Raw genomic sequence first — 19,682 nt, forward strand, 5'->3', positions numbered from 1 at the left:
TGCGTGTTCGCTTAAGATTTTGTTCAAACCAAATGACTTCGCGATGGGTATAAATCATCGGTAAGGGCCGTTATGACGTCTCCCGCAGACAATATTATTCCGTTATATCAGCAAAACTCCGCCTTCTGGGATTCGCAACGCAATGGCGCTCGGGGAGATTCGCCACGCTGTGAGGTTCCTTGGCTAGAACGGTTTCTCGCACAGCTTCCGGCCAATGGCCATATTCTGGATATCGGCTGTGGCAGCGGAGAGCCCATAGCGGGATACTTTATTCGGCAGGGATTCACCGTCACCGGCATCGATGGCGCTTCAGCGCAAATAGCACGTTGCCGCGAACGTTTTCCACAGCAGCGCTGGCTGGTTAATGACATGCGCACATTAGATTTAGGTACGCGCTTTGACGGAATCATTGCATGGGATAGTTTTTTCCATTTGTGTCAGGCCGATCAGCGAAAGATGTTTGCTATATTTCTCGCACATGCTGCCGATAAAGCCGCGCTGATGTTCACCAGTGGGCCAGGACAGGGAGAAGCGATAGGGGAATTTTGTGGAAAACCACTTTTTCATGCCAGCCTCAGTCCAACAGAGTATATAAATCTGCTTCATCAGCACCAATTCAGCGTGGTAGAACATCGCATTGAAGATCCTGAATGTGGTTTCCATACCGTTTGGTTGGCGGTTCGTGACGCTTAAGCTGAATAAATCACACATTGTGAGCGGGGATTTCTTGTGAAGTGCAAATTCCTGACTACAATAGCCACGTTTTCGCCTTTTCACTAAGACGGTTTATCCATGCTACGAAGCGATGTTTTGCCTAAAATTACTCATAAAAATAAGATTGAATTATTAAGCCCCGCACGCGATGTGGCTATCGCTCGCGAGGCGATTCTACACGGCGCCGATGCCGTTTATATCGGCGGCCCAGATTTTGGTGCGCGCCATAATGCAGGCAACTCGCTCAGCGACATCGCTGAATTGGTGGGATTTGCTCATCGATTTGCGGCAAAAGTTTTTGTCACGCTAAATACTATTTTGCATGACGATGAGCTGAAACCGGCGGAACGTTTGATCCATCAGCTTTATGAAGCGGGCGTGGATGCCCTTATCGTTCAGGACTTGGGTATTCTCGAATTGGATATCCCCCCGATTGAGCTGCATGCCAGTACCCAAACCGATATTCGTAGCGTTGAAAAAGCTAAATTTTTATCCGACGTTGGCTTTTCGCAAATCGTTTTAGCTCGCGAACTCGACCTGAATCAAATCAAAGCCATCAGCGATAACATCGACGCCACGGTTGAATTCTTTATTCACGGCGCGCTATGCGTGGCTTATTCCGGCCAGTGCTATATCTCGCATGCTCAGACCGGCCGCAGTGCGAACCGTGGCGATTGCTCGCAGGCATGTCGCTTGCCTTATACGCTCAAAGACGATCAGGGACGCGTGGTCGCTTACGAAAAACATCTTCTGTCGATGAAGGACAACGATCAAAGCCAAAACCTGATCGCCTTAATTGATGCCGGCGTGCGCTCGTTCAAAATTGAAGGGCGATATAAAGATATGAGCTATGTGAAAAACATCACGGCTTATTATCGTCAGCACCTTGATGCGATTATGACAGCAAGGCCAGAACTGGCTCCGGCGTCGATGGGGCGCACTGAGCACTTTTTTGTCCCGTCTCCGGATAAAACTTTCCACCGTGGCAGCACCGACTATTTTGTCAACCAGCGCCAAATGGATATCGGCGCGTTTGATTCGCCGAAATTTGTGGGTTTGCCTATTGGCGAAGTGCTGAAGGTCGGAAAAGATCACGTCGATGTGAGCGTGACGGAGCCGCTGACCAATGGCGATGGCCTGAACGTATTGATAAAGCGTGACATTGTCGGCTTCCGCGCCAGTAAAGTGGAGAAAATTGCCGCCAACAGTTTCCGCGTTTGGCCAAACGACATGTTGGACGCGCTGAAAAATGTGCGTCCGCATCATCCGCTAAACCGCAATCTGGATCATAACTGGCAACAGGCGTTGCTGAAAACATCAAGCGAGCGACGAATTGGCGTCAAACTACGCCTGAGCGGAAATGAAAATCAGCTGATGCTAACGGCCAGTACGATGGACGGGGTGAGCGTTACCCAAACGCTGGAAGGCTTCTTCGACATTGCCAAACAGCCTGAGAAAGCCTTCAATAGCTTGCACGATGGCCTCGCTAAGCTAGGCCAGAGTATCTATTTCTCAGAGGGCATTGAGATTAACCTGCCTGCAGCGTATTTCGTGCCTAATGGTTTGCTCAATCAGCTGCGTCGCGAAACCATAGATATGCTGACGGAAGCGCGTTTACATGCCTATCAGCGTGGCAGTCGTAAAGCCGTATCAGAGCCAGCGCCGGTTTATCCTGAAACACACCTGACATTTTTAGCTAACGTGTATAACCATAAAGCGCGCGAGTTTTATCAACGCTATGGCGTGCAGTTGATTGATGCAGCTTACGAGGCGCACGAAGAGAAAGGTGATGTTCCGGTGATGATCACTAAGCATTGCCTGCGCTTTGCCTTCAATCTTTGCCCTAAACAGGCCAAAGGTGTGCAGGGTGTGAAAGGGCGAGCGTCGCCGATGCAGCTGGTTCATCAGGATGAAGTGCTGACGCTGAAGTTCGATTGCAAACCGTGTGAAATGCACGTGATAGGGAAAATCAAAAATCACATTCTAAAAATGCCGCTGGCTGGCAGCGTAGTGGCGTCGGTAACGCCTGACGAATTACTGAAAACGTTGCCGCGCAAGTCAGCGACTACGCCAAAAACGAAAGTTCGTCGCTAACTATCTGCGGTAAATAAAACGTTGATAAGAGAGCCTCTCCACCAACCGGAGAGGCTTTATTGATCTTCAAACCTACCTTCTCTGGCGGGTTATATTGTCAATATCCGCACAGGATAGACCAATATCTTTCAGCTGCTGTGCACTCATCCGTTGTAAATCGTTATGCGCTTTTCTTCGCATATGCCACGTTTGCCAATGCTGGTACAGCCCCATGAAAAACAGATAAAACGGCGACTGTAAAAACGGTTTCTTGGCTTGGTTTTCGTCATATCCCATCATGCAACTCCTCGCGGTTTTGATGCAAATATCATTGCGCGAAGTGAATACACATCACAGATACAAAAATAACTATTATTTAACATACAGATTGCGCATTATGCGATCTGAATGGTCAAAATCACGGCCAACTGTACTGGTTTTCGCCTGACATTTTAGCGAATAACGATCTTAAGCAATGATTGGGAAGGGCAACGATGACGCGCTATCAACATCTCGCAGATTTATTGGCACAACGAATTGAAGCGGGGCTATATCAAAGCGGCGAGCGCTTGCCCTCGGTTCGAACGCTGAGTGATGAACATTCAGTGAGCATCAGCACCGTGCAACAGGCCTATCATCTGCTTGAGGATAGACAGCTCATCACGCCACAGCCACGGTCGGGATATTATGTAACGCCCCGCAAACACACGCCGCCCGCACCGGCGATAAGCCGTCCAGCTCAACGTCCGGTAGAAATAACGCAGTGGGGATGTGTTCTCGATCGCCTGAATGAAGAACCTGATAGCGATGCCATTCCTTTCGGCAGCGGCTCACCGGATATGTGCCAGTCCACAATGGCACCGTTATGGAAAGCGATGACTCGGATTATGCAGGCGCAAGACAGCCGAGTATTAAATTACGATCCTGTGTACGGTTCTCACGCCTTGCGTGAACAGGTTGCACGTTTGGCCATTGATTCGGGATGCCATTTAAATCCTGCTGATATCATCATCACTCATGGTTGCCATGAGGCGCTGATGGTGGCAATTCGCGCGGCGTGTCAGGAGGGCGATATCGTCGCGGTGGAGTCGCCCGCCTTTCATGGGATCATGCAAAAGCTGCGCGGTTCTAAAATAAAAGTCATCGAAATTCCCACTGACTCTAGCACCGGTATCAGCGTTGAGGCCTTGAAGTTGGCGCTTGAACAATGGCCGATCAAAGCAGTGATGTTGGTGCCTAACTGTAATAACCCACTGGGGTTCATCATGCCAGAGCAACGCAAGCGGGAATTATTATCGCTGGCGCAATGCTACGATATCGCCATTATTGAAGACGACGTGTATGGCGATTTAGCCTTTGAATATCCTCGTCCTATCACGATCAAATCGCTGGATACCGATGGACGCGTATTGCTGTGCAGCTCTTTCTCGAAGACGGTTGCTCCGGGGCTTCGCGTTGGTTGGATTGCGCCAGGGCGCTATTTTGATCGCGTGGTCTACATGAAATACACCGGCACTGGCGCATCGGCTTCGCATCCGCAACTCGCCATTGCGGAGTTTATCAAGTCAGGCGGGTATCAAACTCATCTGCGGCGTATGCGTAAATACTATCAACAGAATCTCGAGAAATTTACCTGTCGAGTGAGAGAGTACTTTCCCTGCGGCATCTGCGTGAGCCGCCCACAGGGCGGATTCATGATGTGGATTGAGCTCCCCGAGCATTTTGATTCCGTGCGTTTAAGTCTCGAACTCAGCGAAGCCAAAGTGCAATTTGTCATTGGCTCGCTGTTCTCTGCATCGGGGAAATATCGAAATTGTTTGCGATTAAATTACGGACTGCCTTATAGCGACAAAGTCGACCAAGCGTTACGAAAACTGGGCAAGGCGGTTGAATGCGCCATGTTGGAGTGTCAGATGCAAATAGCTGAGGAAAATCGCCAAACTCATGCTATTCGCTGATTACTAATCACTAATGAAATCTAAGTCTTGTGCGTAAAAATCAATGGCTTTGCGAAAGGCTGAAATGGAATCATCCTGTGTGGTGCTGGTGAGCAATAATAAAGTATCACGCAGGGCACTTTTAGCATCGCCCATACTGTATTTAGCTAAGGCGTAAAATACCTGTAATGCTTTGTCATCAGGAAATTCAGCGGTTGCACGCGTAAGCAAATCAAACGATTGCTGATAATGTCCGGTGACTCGATAAGTGCTACCGAGTCCTAGATAGGCTTCCTTTAAATCAGCTTTAGGTAATCCTAAGGCGATCGCTTTTTCATAATAAGGGATCGCACGATTTTCCTGCCCTAAGCCATCACAGGCCCATGCCGCATAGTAGTGCAATGACGCGGAATCAGGCTCGGTGGCTAACTGCGCGATAGCGGCTTCTAATGCAGACGCATAGTTTTGGGTTTTCAAGGCGGATAAAATCATATTTCCTCGCAGGTTAATAACCTTTCGCCAAGATCTCTGCATAGCGACGGAAAATAAATATGCACCACATCAGAGAAGCCAGCGCCAGAACAGCGCCGATATAGCCGATATTGGCCATGCTCAAATGAATGCTGACCTGATTACCTAGCAGCGCGCCCGCGCCAATGCCAATATTGAAAATACCGGAATAAAGCGACATGGCTACATCGGTTGCATCGGGCGCCATCGCCAAGACTTTCACCTGCATGCCAAGGCCAATCGTCATGATGGCAATGCCCCAAACCACACACAGTAACGCAATCCATATTGGGCTAGATGCGGCAGGAAGCAGCAAGACTAAGCTCAGCGTCAGCAACACGATGGCACCAATGATTAACGTGGCAGGGTGCTTATTTCCTAACATGCTGAACAGCACGCTGCCTATGATCCCAGCGGCTCCAAGCACCAGCAACAGCATGGTGGCGAAGCCTTGGCTCATCAGCGCAACGCTTTGAATAAACGGTTCAATATAGCTGTATGCCGTATAGTGCGCCGTGACCACCACGACGGTGAGCGCGTATAAACACAGTAGCGCAGGGCGCTTCATTAAGATTGGAATGCTTTTTAGTGAGCCTGAATGCTCGCTCGGGAGTTTAGGCAACAGCTTAATGACACAAATCAACGTCATGGTCGCGACAATCCCAATCACCATGAATGTGGTTCGCCAGCCTAAGTATTGTCCAATAATACGGCCAAGCGGCAGCCCAAGCACCATCGCCAAGGCGGTGCCCGTGGCTAATAAACTCAGCGCCTGGGCTTTCTTGCCTGCCGGAGCTAAACGAATAGCCAGCGATGCGGTAATTGACCAAAACACCGCGTGAGCCAGCGCAATACCGATACGCGAAAGAACGAGGATCCAGAAATTCCACGCTACTACCGAAAGCGCATGGCTGGCGATAAACAGGATGAAGATCTTCACCAGCAGCCCGCGTCGCTCCATTTGGCTGGTCATCAGCATGAATGGCAATGACATCAGCCCCACAACCCAAGCATAAATCGTCAGCATCAGGCCGACCTGCGCGGTACTCATCGAAAAACTGGCCGCGATGTCTGAGAGCAAGCCAACGGGAACAAATTCAGTGGTGTTAAAAATAAAGGCGGCAACGGCAAGCGTAACCACTCTTAACCATGCGGTTTTGCGGGAGACTGGAGTTGGGTTCATGGCACTTACTAAGGTTAGGAAAACAGGAGGAAACTTTTCGGTAACTAGCATACTGCGAATCGGTCACAATTTATAGCGCCTAGGTCAATGACATCGAGAAGAAGCCGCCAAGCGCTTAGCTCTCTGATAAATAGGACTTAATTTATTTATAGTGTAAATAACTCAAGTTTTATTTATTCAGGCCGTTATTTAGTGTGCTGTTTCAATAAAAAACATAAGTCTGGCATAACTCTCTTCTAATCAGGGCAAGCTATCATGTTCGACTCTATCCGTTCACGTATTCTGGCTGCTTCTACCGCCATCGTTATTTGCTCTCTTTGTATTAACACATATCTAAACTATTCAATTGCCAACAAATATAACAATAGCGCAATTGATAGCACGCTTGAGGCCGTCTCTTCTAGCCACAACCGTGCCATTTCCGACTGGGTGGCAAGCAAAAGCCGGTTGGTCTCAGCGCTTACGCCGCATGTTACCTCTCCTGATCCCATGCCATTGATGGTGCAAACCGCCAACGGCGGTAACTTCATGGGGATTGATATTGGCTATCCTAATAAAATCGATATTTCATCGGTGCCTAACAGCGTTCCTGAAGGCTATGATCCCACCACACGCCCTTGGTATATCCAGGCGGTAAAAGCCGGTAAACCCATTGTTACTGAACCTTATGTTGATGCCAACACCAAGAAAATGGTGGTGACGTTTGCCGCGCCGCATATCGAAAATGGCATTCTGAAGGGCGTGGTGGAAGGGGATGTCACCATGGATAGCGTGATTGAAAACGTGCGTTCCATACATCCAACGGAAAATAGCTTTGGCATGCTCATCGATGCGGCTGGCAACATTATGGCGCATCCCGATGAATCGCTGACCCTCAAGCCGTTATCCGATATTGCGCCTAACTTGGAATTGTCACGTTTGCTGAATGCACGTTCACCGATTGAATATGACATCAACGGCAGCGCCAAACTTTTACTGGCGCAGCCTGTAGCCGGAACGCCGTGGTTTACCGTGGTAGCAATGGATAAAACCGAGGCCACGGCCGGAATGCGCTCATTGTTGACCACCTCATTAGTGACGCTGCTGGTGTTGATCGTTGCTGCCGCCGTGATTATCGGCGTTATTGCTCAGCGTGCGTTAACACCGCTGATTAAGATCCGTGATGCAATGGATGCCATTAGCTCGGGCACTGCGGATTTAACCCAGCGCTTGCCCACCAACGGCAAAGACGAGGTTTCACAGATTGCCGGTTCGTTTAACCGCTTCATTGATAAGCTCAGCGACGTGATGAAGTCCATCCGTAGCAGCAGTGAGTCCGTGCGCGTTGCGGCCAATGAAATTGCATCAGGAAACCAAGACTTGTCCAGCCGAACCGAATCTGCAGCGGCCAATCTTCAGCAGACATCGGCGGCGTTGGAACAAATCTCTTCCACGGTGGCGCAATCAGCAGGCGCAGCGAAACAGGCAAACAACGCGGTACATTCAGCCTCTGCGGATGCCTCTCGCGGTGGTGAAGCGATTGCCAAAGTCATCAGCACCATGCAATCGATTGAAACCGCCTCCGGCAAAATTGGTGACATTACCGGCGTCATCGACGGCATTGCTTTCCAAACCAATATTCTGGCGCTGAACGCCGCCGTTGAAGCAGCTCGAGCGGGTGAGCAAGGACGTGGATTTGCGGTGGTCGCCGGTGAGGTGCGTACGCTGGCGCAGCGAAGTGCACAAGCGGCTAAAGAGATTAAATCTCTGATTGAATCGACGGTACGCAGCGTCGCTTCCGGCTCAACGCAGGTGCGTCAAACCAGTGAAACCATGACGGATATCGTGACCAGCGTTTCCGCCGTCACAACGATAATGTCGGAGATCACCAACGCCGCCGATGAGCAAATGCGCGGTATCAATGAAATCAATAAAGCCGTTACCCATCTGGATACCATGGTGCAGCAGAACGCTGCGTTAGTAGAGGAATCGACGGCGGCCTCCGGTGCGCTGCTGTCGCAGGCTAACGATTTAGTCGGCGCCGTGGGGCAGTTTAACGTATAGCTTTGTTATTGATTCGCGATTAACTCAGCTTAACATCCCCCGATTTGGCGGGGATGTTAAGCTAATCCCTCATCCCAAACTGCCTCGCGTATCTTAACCGCTTTGGATATCAGCCCTAACGCATAGAATCTGTCAGCGATAGTTTGCTGATCGCGCATCACGGTTCTATTGATGGCACGCGGCTCATGTTGACGGCGAGATAATGCCAGCGCCAGCGAAGCCTGTGGCAGGCCTAATTCTTGCGACAATAATTGCGCCGCATTTTCTGGATGCGTGGCGATAAATATCCCGGTCTGTTTGAGCTCATCCAAAACAATCTTAAGCAGGTCTGCTGAACGCTGGGCAAAATCGCGGCGAGAAAGATAAAACTGCTGATTCAGTACCTTGCCGTGGCCATCTTCAATAATGCGCATATCACCAGAAAGTTGTGCATCGCTCAGCAACGGATCCCACATCATCCACGCATCAACAGCATGAAAGTCTGACGGAGTCAGTGGATATCGTAGCGGCGTATAGTTCACACGAACGTCGTCAAGCGTGAGGCCATGCTCATCCAACATTTGCAGCAACAGATAATGCACGTTAGAGCCGCGGTTCACCGCAATACGTTTGCCGCGTAGATCTGAACAGTGATAAATCGGACTGTCTTGAGCAACGACCATCGCCACGCTGTGGGGAGAAGGTGGTTCGTAGGCGACATAGATGAGCGAACTGTTTTGTGCCTGAGCCAGTATAGGAGGCACTTCACCCGTGGCACCAAAATCAATCTCATTGTTTTGCAGCGCGTGCAACAACTGCGGGCCTGCGGGAAACTCGCTCCAAAGAACCGTAACGCCTTGTTGCACAAACCTTTCCTCTAGGCTTTGCCGAGCTTTGAGCATGCCTAAATTCCCGAACTTTTGATAGCCAATGCGCAGCTCACGTTCAGTTATTAGGCCCTCGGACAAAGTATAGCCGTGGGGCGATAGTCGCTCTTTTTTCCGTGATTTGATATGCCCCAGATTCGCAAGATGAGTGCGTAGTGTGTTTCGGCTGATGCCCAACATCGCGGCGGTTTGCTGCTGATTGTTATTGTTCATACTGAACGCATGCTGTATCAGCGCATCAGTGATTTTCTGAAACAGCTTTGGCGTCTCTTTTTCTAGCTGCGAACGAATAAAAAGGGCAAGTTCATCGTCATCAGCAGCGTTGTCATTAGTGATATTGTTATTAGTGACGTGGTTATTGGTGATGTGGCTATTAGTGACATTGTCACTTTTAAGCGCAATGATTTTTAATCTATGAGGCGGTATCTGCGACTCTTGGGTAAGCAGCACCGCATTGTGCAACGTATTTTCGAGCTCTCGTACATTGCCGGGCCAGTGGTAGTCGGCTAATGCCTCAAGCGTATCCTCCGCTAAGGTAAGATGCGGGCGACCTAGGCGGTTGGCATATAAAGACAGAAAATGCTGCGCGAGCGCAGGGATATCCTGTGGACGCTGGCGTAGAGGTGGCAACGTGACAGCGGCGACGTTGAGGCGATAATAGAGGTCTTCACGAAAGCGGCGCTCTTTAATCGCATCGGCTAAATCAACGTGCGTGGCTGCAATAACCCGCACATTAATGGAGATTGGCGTTCGTGAACCCACACGGGTAATTTCTCGCTCTTGCAGCACGCGCAGGAGCTTGACCTGTAGCGACAGGCTAAGTTCGCCAATTTCATCCAGCAATAAAGTCCCGCCTTCAGCGGCTTCAAACCAGCCCTGATGCCGATTTAGCGCTCCGGTAAATGCGCCTTTCTCATGGCCAAATAATTCGGCTTCCGCCAGACTTTCACTTAAAGCACCGCAGTTAACCGCCAAAAAAGGCTGCTCGTGGCGTAGGCTATGGTGATGAAGATAGCGCGCCACCACTTCTTTGCCGGTTCCTGTTTCCCCAACGATCAGTACAGTAGCATCGGTGGGAGCAAGTTTATCCAGCACGTTTTTAAACGCGATAGACGCGGGATCGACCAACACCGGCTGTGATGAGGGTAACGGCAGCGGCATAACTCATTTCCAAAATGAATACGTGATGCGATTGAACATATCTCATCGATGCTCTGGCGGCGAGATGCAGCAAACCGCTTTCTGCTGCAAATGCAGCAGTCTAGGTGACTATGCTGTTGTCTTTGCAGCAGGTTGCAGAAAGCGAGAAAGATTTAATTAATTGATTTTTATGACAAATAAAAACCAATCGAGTTGGCATGTATCGTGCTATTTGTTTTATAACCGAAGAGATTATTTTAATAGATATTCTTTAAATATGGTTATAAAGGAAAAGCATAATGAGTGAACAACAGCAATCTGGCATTAACGTTTTTTGGTTTCTCCCAACTCATGGGGATGGGCGCTATTTGGGTACCGCAGAAGGGGGGCGTTCCGTTGATCTTCAATATTTACAACAAATTGCAGTAGCGGCAGATTATCTTGGTTACTACGGTGTGTTGATCCCAACGGGGAAAAGCTGTGAAGATTCTTGGCTTGTCGCGGCAGCATTAGCACCCATGACGAAACGCCTACGGTTTTTGGTCGCTGTGCGTCCCGGATTGCAACCGCCCAGCTTGGCTGCGCGCATGGCTTCAACGCTTGACCGGCTTTCTGAAGGGCGCTTGCTGATTAATGTGGTCACCGGCGGCGATCCGGTTGAAAACAAAGGTGATGGTATATTTCTTAATCACGCAGAACGTTACAATGTCACGAATGAATTCCTACACGTCTACAAAAAACTGCTCCAAGGCGAAAAAGTCGACTATGCCGGAGAGCATATTCAGGTTGAAGGCGCAGAATTGTTGTTTCCACCTGTTCAGCAGAATGGCCCTCCGCTGTATTTTGGCGGTTCATCACCTGAGGCTATCGACGTAGCAGCTAGCCAAATTGATACCTATCTTACGTGGGGAGAGCCGCTCAACTTAGTCGCTGAAAAACTGGCTGCCGTGCGACAACGCGCTGAACAAGAAGGACGAACGCTGAAATACGGTATTCGCCTACACGTTATTGTGCGCGAAACCGAAGAGGAAGCATGGGCTGCCGCAGAAAAACTGATTAGCCACGTAGATGATGAAACCATTGCCGCCGCGCAAAAAATTTTCGCCCGTATGGACTCATCGGGTCAAAAACGCATGAGCGAACTCCATAACGGCTCTCGTGACAGTTTGATAATTGGCCCCAATCTGTGGGCGGGAGTGGGATTGGTGCGCGGCGGCGCAGGCACCGCGCTAGTGGGAAATCCGCAGCAGGTTGCCGACCGTATTGCTGAATACCAAGCGTTAGGCATCGATAATTTTATTCTGTCTGGGTATCCGCATCTCGAGGAAGCGCATCGTTTTGCCGAGTTGGTAATGCCGCTGCTGACTTTAAATCATACGCCAGCGCAGCGTGCGCAAAGCATTAATACCGGTCCTTTTGGTGAAACGATTGGGGGAGCTCAACGTCCAACGGCTAGAAAACCGGACGCTGTAAAGCTCTGATTACCGCAAGCTGTAAAATCCACCCACGTGCAGGGAAGCATTTGTGGGTGGAATAAGGGATAATTAGCTGATTAATTCTGGTAATTGATATGGACACGCTAATGAATTCTGAAACAACTCACATGACACGCGACGGCGATTACTTCACCAAAAAATATGAACTAACATCAACGCACTCTGAAGTGCTGAATGCCGTTAAGATCGTCCCCGTTGGCGACGCACTAGATCTGGGCTGCGGCCGTGGCCGTAACTCGCTGTATCTGAACTTGAAAGGGTTTAACGTTACCGCGTGGGACAAAAATGCCATGAGCATCAACAGCCTGAATGACATTATTCAGGCTGAAGGCCTAAAAAATATTACAGCAAAGCAGGTTGACCTGAATACCCATCGCTTCAGTGGAGAGTATGATTTCATTCTTTCAACGGTGGTGTTTATGTTCCTTGGGCGGCCAGAAATTCCTGCCATTATTCGCAACATGCAAGACAGCACGCGCATCGGTGGTTACAACCTGATTGTGGCCGCAGTGGATAGCCCTGATTATCCTTGCAACGTCCCGTTTTCATTCACCTTTAAACCCGATGAGCTGCGCAACTATTACAGTGGTTGGGAGTTGGCGAAATACAACGAAGACGTAGGCGAACTGCACCGCGTCGATGAAAACGGCAACCGCATTAAAATGCGTTTCGCCACGATGTTAGCGAAAAAAATCAGCTAAGACAGTCAGCTAGATAAGCAAAAGGAGCTTTAGTGATAAAGCTCCTACACCGGTTAGGTTAGTAGATTCAGTAGTAAACGCATTCGTGCTCAATCTCTGGGTTGGAGTGCATGACGGCTAAAATAGCATTCAGCATGTGATCAACATTTTGCGGTGGGTTTCTCTGCTCAATTCTGCGCACCCATTCTTTGCCGTCAATATGTTCTCCCGGCCGTACCAGAAAACTGTATTTCTGCACCGCAAGCTGGAAGTTTTCTTCAATGTGATCGTATTGCGCACAGTGGCAGCAGTCGACAATCAAAATTCCTGCAAACGTACGCGTTAGGCCGAAAGTATTCATATGACACCTCAGAGAGGAATAAATGACTACTCTTTAGGTATAGCACTTTCATATGGCAATTGTGTTACAGCGATTAAATTTAACATCATAGCTATTCATCGCTCTATGGTGCGCCGATGGTTAGGTCATCGCGGGTTTTGCTTTTATCGTTTTCATCAGCAATATCGATAAGAAGATCAAGATAATACCGCTCCATTGGACGACAGAAAGGCGTTCACTTAGGAAGACAAATCCGAGTAAGACAGCGGTAACAGGATTAAACAGCGATATCATCGACATGGTATGTGGCCCGAGGAGCGTTACCGAACGTGTCCAACACCAGTAGGCAAACGCGGTGTTACACACTACCAGCCACGATAGGCCAACCCAGGTTTTTGGCGTAGGCAACGCGGGCATTCCCGCAAACATGAATGCAAAGGGCAGTAAAATAATCCCGCCAAGGAATAGCTGCCAAGCCGCAAGGCCAAGCTGATCGTTGGTGGGCCAGCGTGATATCCACAAAGACGTTTGTGCCATCAATAACGTGCCTAACAACGCAGCAGCCACGCCAATAATGTCTAAATTGGCCGAGGGATTCAGCAGCAGTATTACGCCAACCAGTCCTAATGTCGCTAGCCCAAGCTTAGATAACGCTGGTTTTTTCCCTTCCTGAATCCACTGTAACAGCAGCACCATCAGCGGGAGCGTTGCTCCCAATGTGCCCGCCACAGAGCCAGGTAAACGATGTGCGGCAATAAACAAAAGCACAAAGAAAAGAGATATGTTACAAATGCTTATTGCAAACATTCGACTCCATTTTAGCGGTGACTTTGCGGGATGAATCAGCAACAGTAAAATACCGGCAGGCAGGGCACGGAAAACCGCAATCCAGACCGGCGAGATGTCTTGCAGGAAGTAGCCAACAACGGCGTAGGTGCTTCCCCAAAGTAGCGGAACCATAAAAGCGATGAGTATGTTCATATTTGTCTTTTTGAAAAGTTACTTTCGTGAAAGGTAAGTTAGTAGCGAAATAGAAATAAAACAAGTATCTTTTTAAAAAGATATCTTGGAGGGGCGATGACACAGGATCATGTAGATAAAATTATCGAGCAGTGGCAACGCGAACGGCCTGATCTCGACTGTTCTCCGATGGGTATTATTGGCCGAATGGCGCGTATGGGGCAGTTGTTATCAGGCAAAGTCACCGGTGTTTATGAACAACATGGTTTAGATACCATCGAGTTTGATATTTTGGCTACGCTGCGCCGAAGCGGGGAATTGATAACCCCAACCGAGCTATATCAAACGGTTATGCTGTCTTCCGGTGCCATGTCGGTGCGCCTTGAACGGCTGGAATCGCGGGGATTAGTGTTCAAACAGCCTAACGCGCATGATAAACGTAGCTGTAAAATAGGGCTGACAGAAGAGGGCCTCAATGTGATAGATCGGGCGCTGGAGCATCACGTTCAGAATGAAAAAGAGATCCTTGAACCTCTTACAGCCACCGAAAGACAGCAATTAGCCGGTCTTATGCGGCGCTGGTTGCTGCATAATGAACCCGCTGAGTAATACCAGCGATAAGCAAAATTTTACGAGTAGACCATACTGTTAAACCTGCGCTTTTCGAGTCATTAAGGGGATATTTTGAATAAATCACAAGAGACTATGCATCTCACGGCGTCCGAAGCACTTGATCGACTTGAATTACTGTATGAGTCAGCACTGTCCGCACTACGCACCGCCATCAGCGATTATATCAATGAGGGGAAATTGCCAGACGTAGGAGAAAGGGCAAAAGGACTATTTTCCTACCCACAGCTGAGCGTCAGCTGGGATGGAAAATTTCGCGATCATTTAAGAACGCGCGCCTATGGGCGTTTTTCTCGAACCGGTCAATACAGCACAACTATCGCGCGCCCAGCGCTATTTCGTGAATATTTGGCGGAGCAGTTAGCGTTATTAGAAACTGAGTATGGCGCTAGCTTCGAAGTGACACCGTCACAACAAGAAATGCCGTATCCGTTTGTTATTGATGGTTCAGACCTTGTTTTGGATAGAACCATGACGGCAGGGTTAGCACAGCATTTTCCAACCACCGATCTGGCCAAAATTGGCGATGGGATCACAGATGGTTTAGAAACCGGGACGGATTTCTTCCCGCTGTCGCACTTTGACGCGCTGCGTACTGATTTCTCTTTGGCACGCCTCAAACACTATACCGGTACACCCGCCGAACATATTCAGCCTTATATTCTATTTACTAACTACAGTCGTTATGTTGATGAGTTTGTCAGTTGGGCTTGCGAGCAAATTCTTGATCCGAATAGTCCTTACGAAGCGTTGTCTTGCGCTGGCGGTAGCTATATCACCGCTGAAACGGCAGACCCAGAGAAGACCACCTCAGATTTAGCGTGGAAGAAACACCAGATGCCAGCCTATCATCTGATTTCATCGACAGGACAGGGGATCACGCTGGTTAATATCGGGGTGGGTCCTTCAAATGCGAAAACAATCTGCGATCATCTGGCCGTTCTCAGACCGCATGTCTGGCTAATGATTGGCCACTGCGGTGGGCTGCGTGAAAGCCAAGCGATAGGCGATTATGTTTTGGCACACGCTTATCTGCGTGACGACCACGTATTAGACGCCGTTTTACCGCCGGATATTCCGATCCCAAGCATCGCTGAAGTGCAGCGTGCATTATATGATGCGACCAAGGCCGTAAGCGGAATGCCGGGAGAAGAGGTAAAACAACGACTTCGTACCGGAACTGTAGTGACGTCTGACGATCGCAACTGGGAGCTGCGTTTCTCCGCGTCGGCGCTGCGCTTTAGTTTAAGCCGTGCGGTGGCCGTGGATATGGAGAGCGCAACAATTGCCGCGCAAGGCTATCGTTTTCGCGTTCCATACGGCACGCTGTTGTGCGTATCGGATAAACCGCTGCATGGGGAAATTAAGCTGCCAGGCCAAGCCAACCATTTCTATGAAGGCGCAATATCTGAGCATTTACAAATTGGTATACGCGCGATTGATTTGCTGAGAGCCGAAGGCGATAAACTTCATTCACGTAAACTGCGTACCTTTAACGAGCCGCCGTTCCGTTAAGATTTTTAATATGCTGAAAGCCCACGTCTGTGGGCTTTTTTATATTCATCCGTGGCCTATTTACGAAAAATTTATCTCGTAGTGAGCCTGTGTTTAGATTCAACATTTACACAATACGGTATGTTCGATACCATTTGACCGAATCTGCCGTAAGGAAATCAGGTATGAACCTTCCACGTTTACCTCTGCTAAAACACCCTCGAATCTCTAATGACAGTAATTATCTGAACGAGTAATTACTGCCACGAAATCAAATCGTTCCGTGGCTCTTATAAAGAAAAGGATGAGTCATGAAAGAAAAACATTGGTCAAAGACAGAGCTTTTACACCTCTCGGTAACCAACCCTAATATCATCGTTAAAGGCACACACAGTTATTACAGCGATTACTGGGACGACGGATTTGAACGCTCGGTTGTTCGTTATCTGCACGGTGACGCTGTAAGCCAAAATTGGGAGCCTTTAGGCTATATCGATAAATTACTCATTGGCGATTATGTCTGTATCGCCGCAGAGTGCGTGATTTTAATGGGTGGAAATCACAATCACCGGACTGATTTCATAAATCTCTATCCCTTCATGGAAACGATATACGACACCTATCAACACAAAGGTGACACCGTTCTTGGTGATGCATGTTGGTTAGGAATGCGCAGTATGTTGATGCCTGGAATTACCGTGGGCGAGGGTGCCATTATTGCTGCGGGAAGCGTCGTAACCAAAGATGTTCCACCGTATGCCATAGTTGGTGGCAATCCGGCAAAGCTGATTAGGTACAGGTTCTCTGAGGCTGATATTGGTCGCATCTTAGCGCTGAACATCTACAGCAGACCTGAAGCAGAGATTGAGAACATTAAGCTATTGCTTAGCTCAAACGATCTCGACGCATTGGAACGCGTATTGGTTTAGCTATCTGGCATGTCGTAACAGTTTCGTTAAAACGAGATAAGCCGTAAAACGCAAAATGAAAAGCCTAGCAAGTGTCGCTGGGCTTTTTTGTCTGCTTTATATAGGTTTCAACTGACGAAATCTGTCCGGTAATCCTACTGCTAAACGCTCAGATTTCACGTAGCGCAAGCATCCATATGGTTTTAGACCCAAGAGTAGGGGAAAGCATTTTGTGAAGCCTGGGTATAGAAACTGATAGAAAAAATCAGTGAGCTGTAGCTATAGGATGGATATATGAAGTAATTGGCATTCGCTACATTCAATTTAACATAATATACATTATACGAACCATTGTGCATTTAACGCAGATCCAGCATCTAAACCACGATATCTGAGTTACTCACAAGCAGCCCAGTTTCCAGCTACTGGGCTGCTTCGTTCAGTTATTTTCTACCCTTAATCCTTCTTCGCTTTGTTAGCAAAGAAAATGTCAGACTGAATGTCTTTGGTGCGGATGGTGAATACTTCGTTCGTCAGATCTTCGGTGAGCTTCTCTGCATCGGCCATGACGCGCAGATTGAAATCATTCAGCATTTTATCTGCGGCGGTTTTGTCGGTTTTTGCCAATTTTAGATATTGTGCTTCCGTTTCTTTTTGCTGATTCGCAACTTTCGCTTCCCAGTCTAGATAGGCTCGCTGTACGACCGGCGCAAGTTTTGGATAATCCGTCATGACCAACGTTTGTAGTTTGCGGTACTTCCAGTAGATTGACTGGCTATCAGCGTGATCTGAGCCGGTGGCGTAATTGGCGGGGAAAGAAGTCAGCCCACTGTAGTAAGGAACAAACGCAGTTAAGTCAGCCATTCCTAATCCCACATAGGTCACTTCACCGATTTCTTTCGGTAACTCAGGACGTACCTGCATGACATGTGCTTCATAGGTTCTAAACACGCTGATTGGGCGCCACTCTTCTTTACCATTCAGCCCGTTCGAGTAGGGATCATGTTTCGTGCCTTGGTAATGATTACGCAAAATGGACTTAACTTCATCAAGCGTGACTTTCTTTTCTGGCGTGAGGAAAACGGGAGACTGCCGCCCTTCAGCCATTACTTGCTTAACCGATGGGTTTAATTGTTTCTGTATTGTCCAGACGCGCGGATCGTTATAGGTGCGATCGCGTTCATCGTCTCGGGTATAGGCTTTGGAAAAATTAAATTTACCGTCTGTTTTAGGCTGATAAAGCCCCTTTTCTACTGCAAATTCAACCAGATTCTTTGATCCCATAACGTTAGGATCTTTAGGGTCATAGTTTTGTAGACGTCCCTGATTAGCGGTAGCAAAGTATTGATTATTCGGCACTCTCTGTGCCATCCATTGATGGCCTGTACCGGTTTCTAAGTACCACAATTCTTTCTCATCGACCACGGCAACGCCAAATCCCTCACCTGCCCCTTTGGTTTCGATGATATGTCCAAGTAAAGCCACGGCCTCGCGCGCAGTTTTGGTCTGTGATAGCAAAATATCAGGAATATCGTCTTCGGTAATTCCCGTTTTTTCAACATAGGGATCAAATGCAAGCGCTTTAGGTGAGGCAAAAATAGATTCTGTCCCACTCACGCCAACACCGGCTTCATTAAATCCAGTCGCACCATGTAACTGTGTTTTCCAATTGGGCACCGTGGTATACCGTAGTGAATCTTTCGGTAAAGGATAGGTAAAATCATTTGCGCCGTTATGCGCTTTCGTACTGTATATTCCAGTTTGGTTCTGTTTTGCCGGATGAATTACAAAGTGCTGTGCCTTTAAAGCATCACTATCCGCGCTGCGTGCAACAATAATCGAACCATCTGCTGTAGCCTCATTACCTGCTAAAAATGTGGTGCAGGTAAAACCTGAGGAGACTAATGCCATATTAATGGATAAAGCAATCACACACTTTTTTAAAGAATACATTCCTGTTCCTTATTTTCCTGATTTAATTAATTATCCTTTGCTATCAGTCAAGCTGAAGCGCTGGAAAGTTCCTGCAATGAAATAAGGGTAGCAATGAGTGAGATGTGATTACCGTGACAATGCTCCCAAGGCGATTGAGCAGCCTTAGGATTATGCACACATTTTTAGATAAGTTGGTTTTAGCGTAGAAACAAATAGAAAAAGATTAATTTAAGATCATGACTATGTTTTTTAAGTCATTGAGGAAAATCACATATTGTTCATTAGAGATAATTTTTTTGCTGCTCAGAACCACTAATTCATGATCGCTAATTTCTGAATGATAGCTTGGATGTGCATGAGAATAACTATTTTCTACAAAACCAAGACTTTGATAGAAGCGTAAACGCCTATTAGCAATTTCGGTCGTCAAAGGATCTATTTCTAAGATTGTCTGTGGGTGTTGAGCCAAAAAACATTCCAGAACCTTTTTACCATATCCCTGAGAACGCAAATTTGGGTCTATCGCCAGATGCTCAATGTAGACATAGTCTTTAAATCGCCAATATCCAATAAAACCAACAAATATATTATTGTGATGCCAGGCAGTTAAATAATAACTATTATTATCAAGTGCTACTTGTTTCGCCCTTTCGTCTCGCTTTTCATGATAAGGAAAAGCACTTTCATAGAGCTCATCCACACTTTTATAAAGTGGGCTATCTTTTTTTTCTATGCGTGTAAGGCTAAACATTAATGTCCTTCTTCTGAAACAA

The 19,682-nt window shown here is 48.0% G+C and carries 17 protein-coding genes; 9 read left to right on the plus strand and 8 right to left on the minus strand.

All coding sequences use genetic code 11. From position 1 onward, the window contains the following. Window positions 1-72 precede the first annotated feature (72 nt). Window positions 73-693 (plus strand): class I SAM-dependent methyltransferase, encoded by a 621-nt coding sequence (locus CPY98_RS10340; protein ID WP_096387595.1) that lies wholly within the window; start codon window positions 73-75, stop codon window positions 691-693. 99 nt (window positions 694-792) lie between these two features. Next, window positions 793-2,808 carry a U32 family peptidase gene (locus tag CPY98_RS10345; RefSeq protein WP_096387597.1) on the plus strand — a complete coding sequence of 672 codons (2,016 nt, stop codon included), beginning with the start codon at window positions 793-795 and terminating at the stop codon, window positions 2,806-2,808. A 72-nt stretch (window positions 2,809-2,880) separates the two neighbouring features. On the opposite strand, the gene CPY98_RS10350 is transcribed toward CPY98_RS10345, so the two are convergent. After that, window positions 2,881-3,087 carry a DUF1127 domain-containing protein gene (locus CPY98_RS10350; protein ID WP_080723943.1) on the minus strand — a complete coding sequence of 69 codons (207 nt, stop codon included), beginning with the start codon at window positions 3,085-3,087 and terminating at the stop codon, window positions 2,881-2,883. A 194-nt stretch (window positions 3,088-3,281) separates the two neighbouring features. On the opposite strand from CPY98_RS10350, the gene CPY98_RS10355 reads away from it, so the two are divergent. After that, entirely contained in the window at window positions 3,282-4,745 is a 1,464-nt protein-coding gene (locus CPY98_RS10355; RefSeq protein WP_096387599.1) for a PLP-dependent aminotransferase family protein, read from the plus strand. Window positions 4,746-4,748: 3 nt separating this feature from the next. Here CPY98_RS10355 and CPY98_RS10360 read toward each other — a convergent pair whose 3' ends face one another. Together CPY98_RS10360 and CPY98_RS10365 are read right to left on the minus strand one after the other, a co-directional pair. Next, the gene (locus tag CPY98_RS10360) at window positions 4,749-5,216 is read right to left on the minus strand and encodes a tetratricopeptide repeat protein (RefSeq protein ID WP_046449325.1); all 468 of its coding nucleotides are present in this window, start codon (window positions 5,214-5,216) and stop codon (window positions 4,749-4,751) included. A 13-nt stretch (window positions 5,217-5,229) separates the two neighbouring features. Further along, entirely contained in the window at window positions 5,230-6,417 is a 1,188-nt protein-coding gene (locus CPY98_RS10365) for a sugar transporter (protein WP_096388746.1), read from the minus strand. Window positions 6,418-6,672: 255 nt separating this feature from the next. Here CPY98_RS10365 and CPY98_RS10370 point away from each other — a divergent pair, with 255 nt between their 5' ends. Continuing rightward, window positions 6,673-8,460: a methyl-accepting chemotaxis protein gene (locus CPY98_RS10370; RefSeq protein WP_043493213.1), complete on the plus strand. Its 1,788-nt coding sequence runs from the start codon at window positions 6,673-6,675 to the stop codon at window positions 8,458-8,460. Window positions 8,461-8,516: 56 nt separating this feature from the next. Here the strand turns inward: CPY98_RS10370 and CPY98_RS10375 are convergent, their stop codons facing one another. Further along, window positions 8,517-10,487: a sigma 54-interacting transcriptional regulator gene (locus tag CPY98_RS10375; RefSeq protein ID WP_096387601.1), complete on the minus strand. Its 1,971-nt coding sequence runs from the start codon at window positions 10,485-10,487 to the stop codon at window positions 8,517-8,519. Window positions 10,488-10,765: 278 nt separating this feature from the next. Here CPY98_RS10375 and ssuD point away from each other — a divergent pair, with 278 nt between their 5' ends. Then, window positions 10,766-11,947, plus strand: coding sequence for an FMNH2-dependent alkanesulfonate monooxygenase (ssuD, locus tag CPY98_RS10380; protein ID WP_043493217.1), 1,182 nt, complete (start codon window positions 10,766-10,768; stop codon window positions 11,945-11,947). Between the two features lie 101 nt (window positions 11,948-12,048). Then, window positions 12,049-12,663 (plus strand): tellurite resistance methyltransferase TehB, encoded by a 615-nt coding sequence (gene tehB / locus CPY98_RS10385; protein WP_255407735.1) that lies wholly within the window; start codon window positions 12,049-12,051, stop codon window positions 12,661-12,663. Between the two features lie 67 nt (window positions 12,664-12,730). Here the strand turns inward: tehB and CPY98_RS10390 are convergent, their stop codons facing one another. Beyond that, on the minus strand, window positions 12,731-13,003 hold the full coding sequence (locus CPY98_RS10390; protein WP_043493218.1) for a hypothetical protein: 273 nt from the start codon (window positions 13,001-13,003) through the stop codon (window positions 12,731-12,733). A 120-nt stretch (window positions 13,004-13,123) separates the two neighbouring features. Next, window positions 13,124-13,963, minus strand: a complete 840-nt coding sequence (locus CPY98_RS10395) for a DMT family transporter (protein WP_043493220.1) — start codon at window positions 13,961-13,963, stop codon at window positions 13,124-13,126. Window positions 13,964-14,059: 96 nt separating this feature from the next. On the opposite strand from CPY98_RS10395, the gene CPY98_RS10400 reads away from it, so the two are divergent. From CPY98_RS10400 to CPY98_RS10410, 3 genes are all read left to right on the plus strand, one after another. Then, complete coding sequence (locus CPY98_RS10400) at window positions 14,060-14,551, plus strand: MarR family winged helix-turn-helix transcriptional regulator (RefSeq protein WP_046449321.1); 492 nt, start codon at window positions 14,060-14,062, stop codon at window positions 14,549-14,551. A gap of 75 nt (window positions 14,552-14,626) precedes the next feature. Continuing rightward, window positions 14,627-16,087 (plus strand): AMP nucleosidase, encoded by a 1,461-nt coding sequence (locus CPY98_RS10405; protein WP_071892804.1) that lies wholly within the window; start codon window positions 14,627-14,629, stop codon window positions 16,085-16,087. A 290-nt stretch (window positions 16,088-16,377) separates the two neighbouring features. Further along, window positions 16,378-16,995, plus strand: coding sequence for a CatB-related O-acetyltransferase (locus CPY98_RS10410; RefSeq protein ID WP_043493223.1), 618 nt, complete (start codon window positions 16,378-16,380; stop codon window positions 16,993-16,995). A 435-nt stretch (window positions 16,996-17,430) separates the two neighbouring features. Here the strand turns inward: CPY98_RS10410 and CPY98_RS10415 are convergent, their stop codons facing one another. Then, a complete protein-coding gene (locus CPY98_RS10415) occupies window positions 17,431-18,927 on the minus strand; it encodes a C69 family dipeptidase (protein WP_043493224.1) in 1,497 nt (498 codons plus the stop codon). A gap of 205 nt (window positions 18,928-19,132) precedes the next feature. Then, a complete protein-coding gene (locus CPY98_RS10420) occupies window positions 19,133-19,660 on the minus strand; it encodes a GNAT family N-acetyltransferase (RefSeq protein WP_096387603.1) in 528 nt (175 codons plus the stop codon). Window positions 19,661-19,682 lie beyond the last annotated feature (22 nt).

The sequence above is a fragment of the Hafnia sp. CBA7124 genome (assembly GCF_002355555.1).
Lineage (GTDB): Bacteria > Pseudomonadota > Gammaproteobacteria > Enterobacterales > Enterobacteriaceae > Hafnia > Hafnia alvei.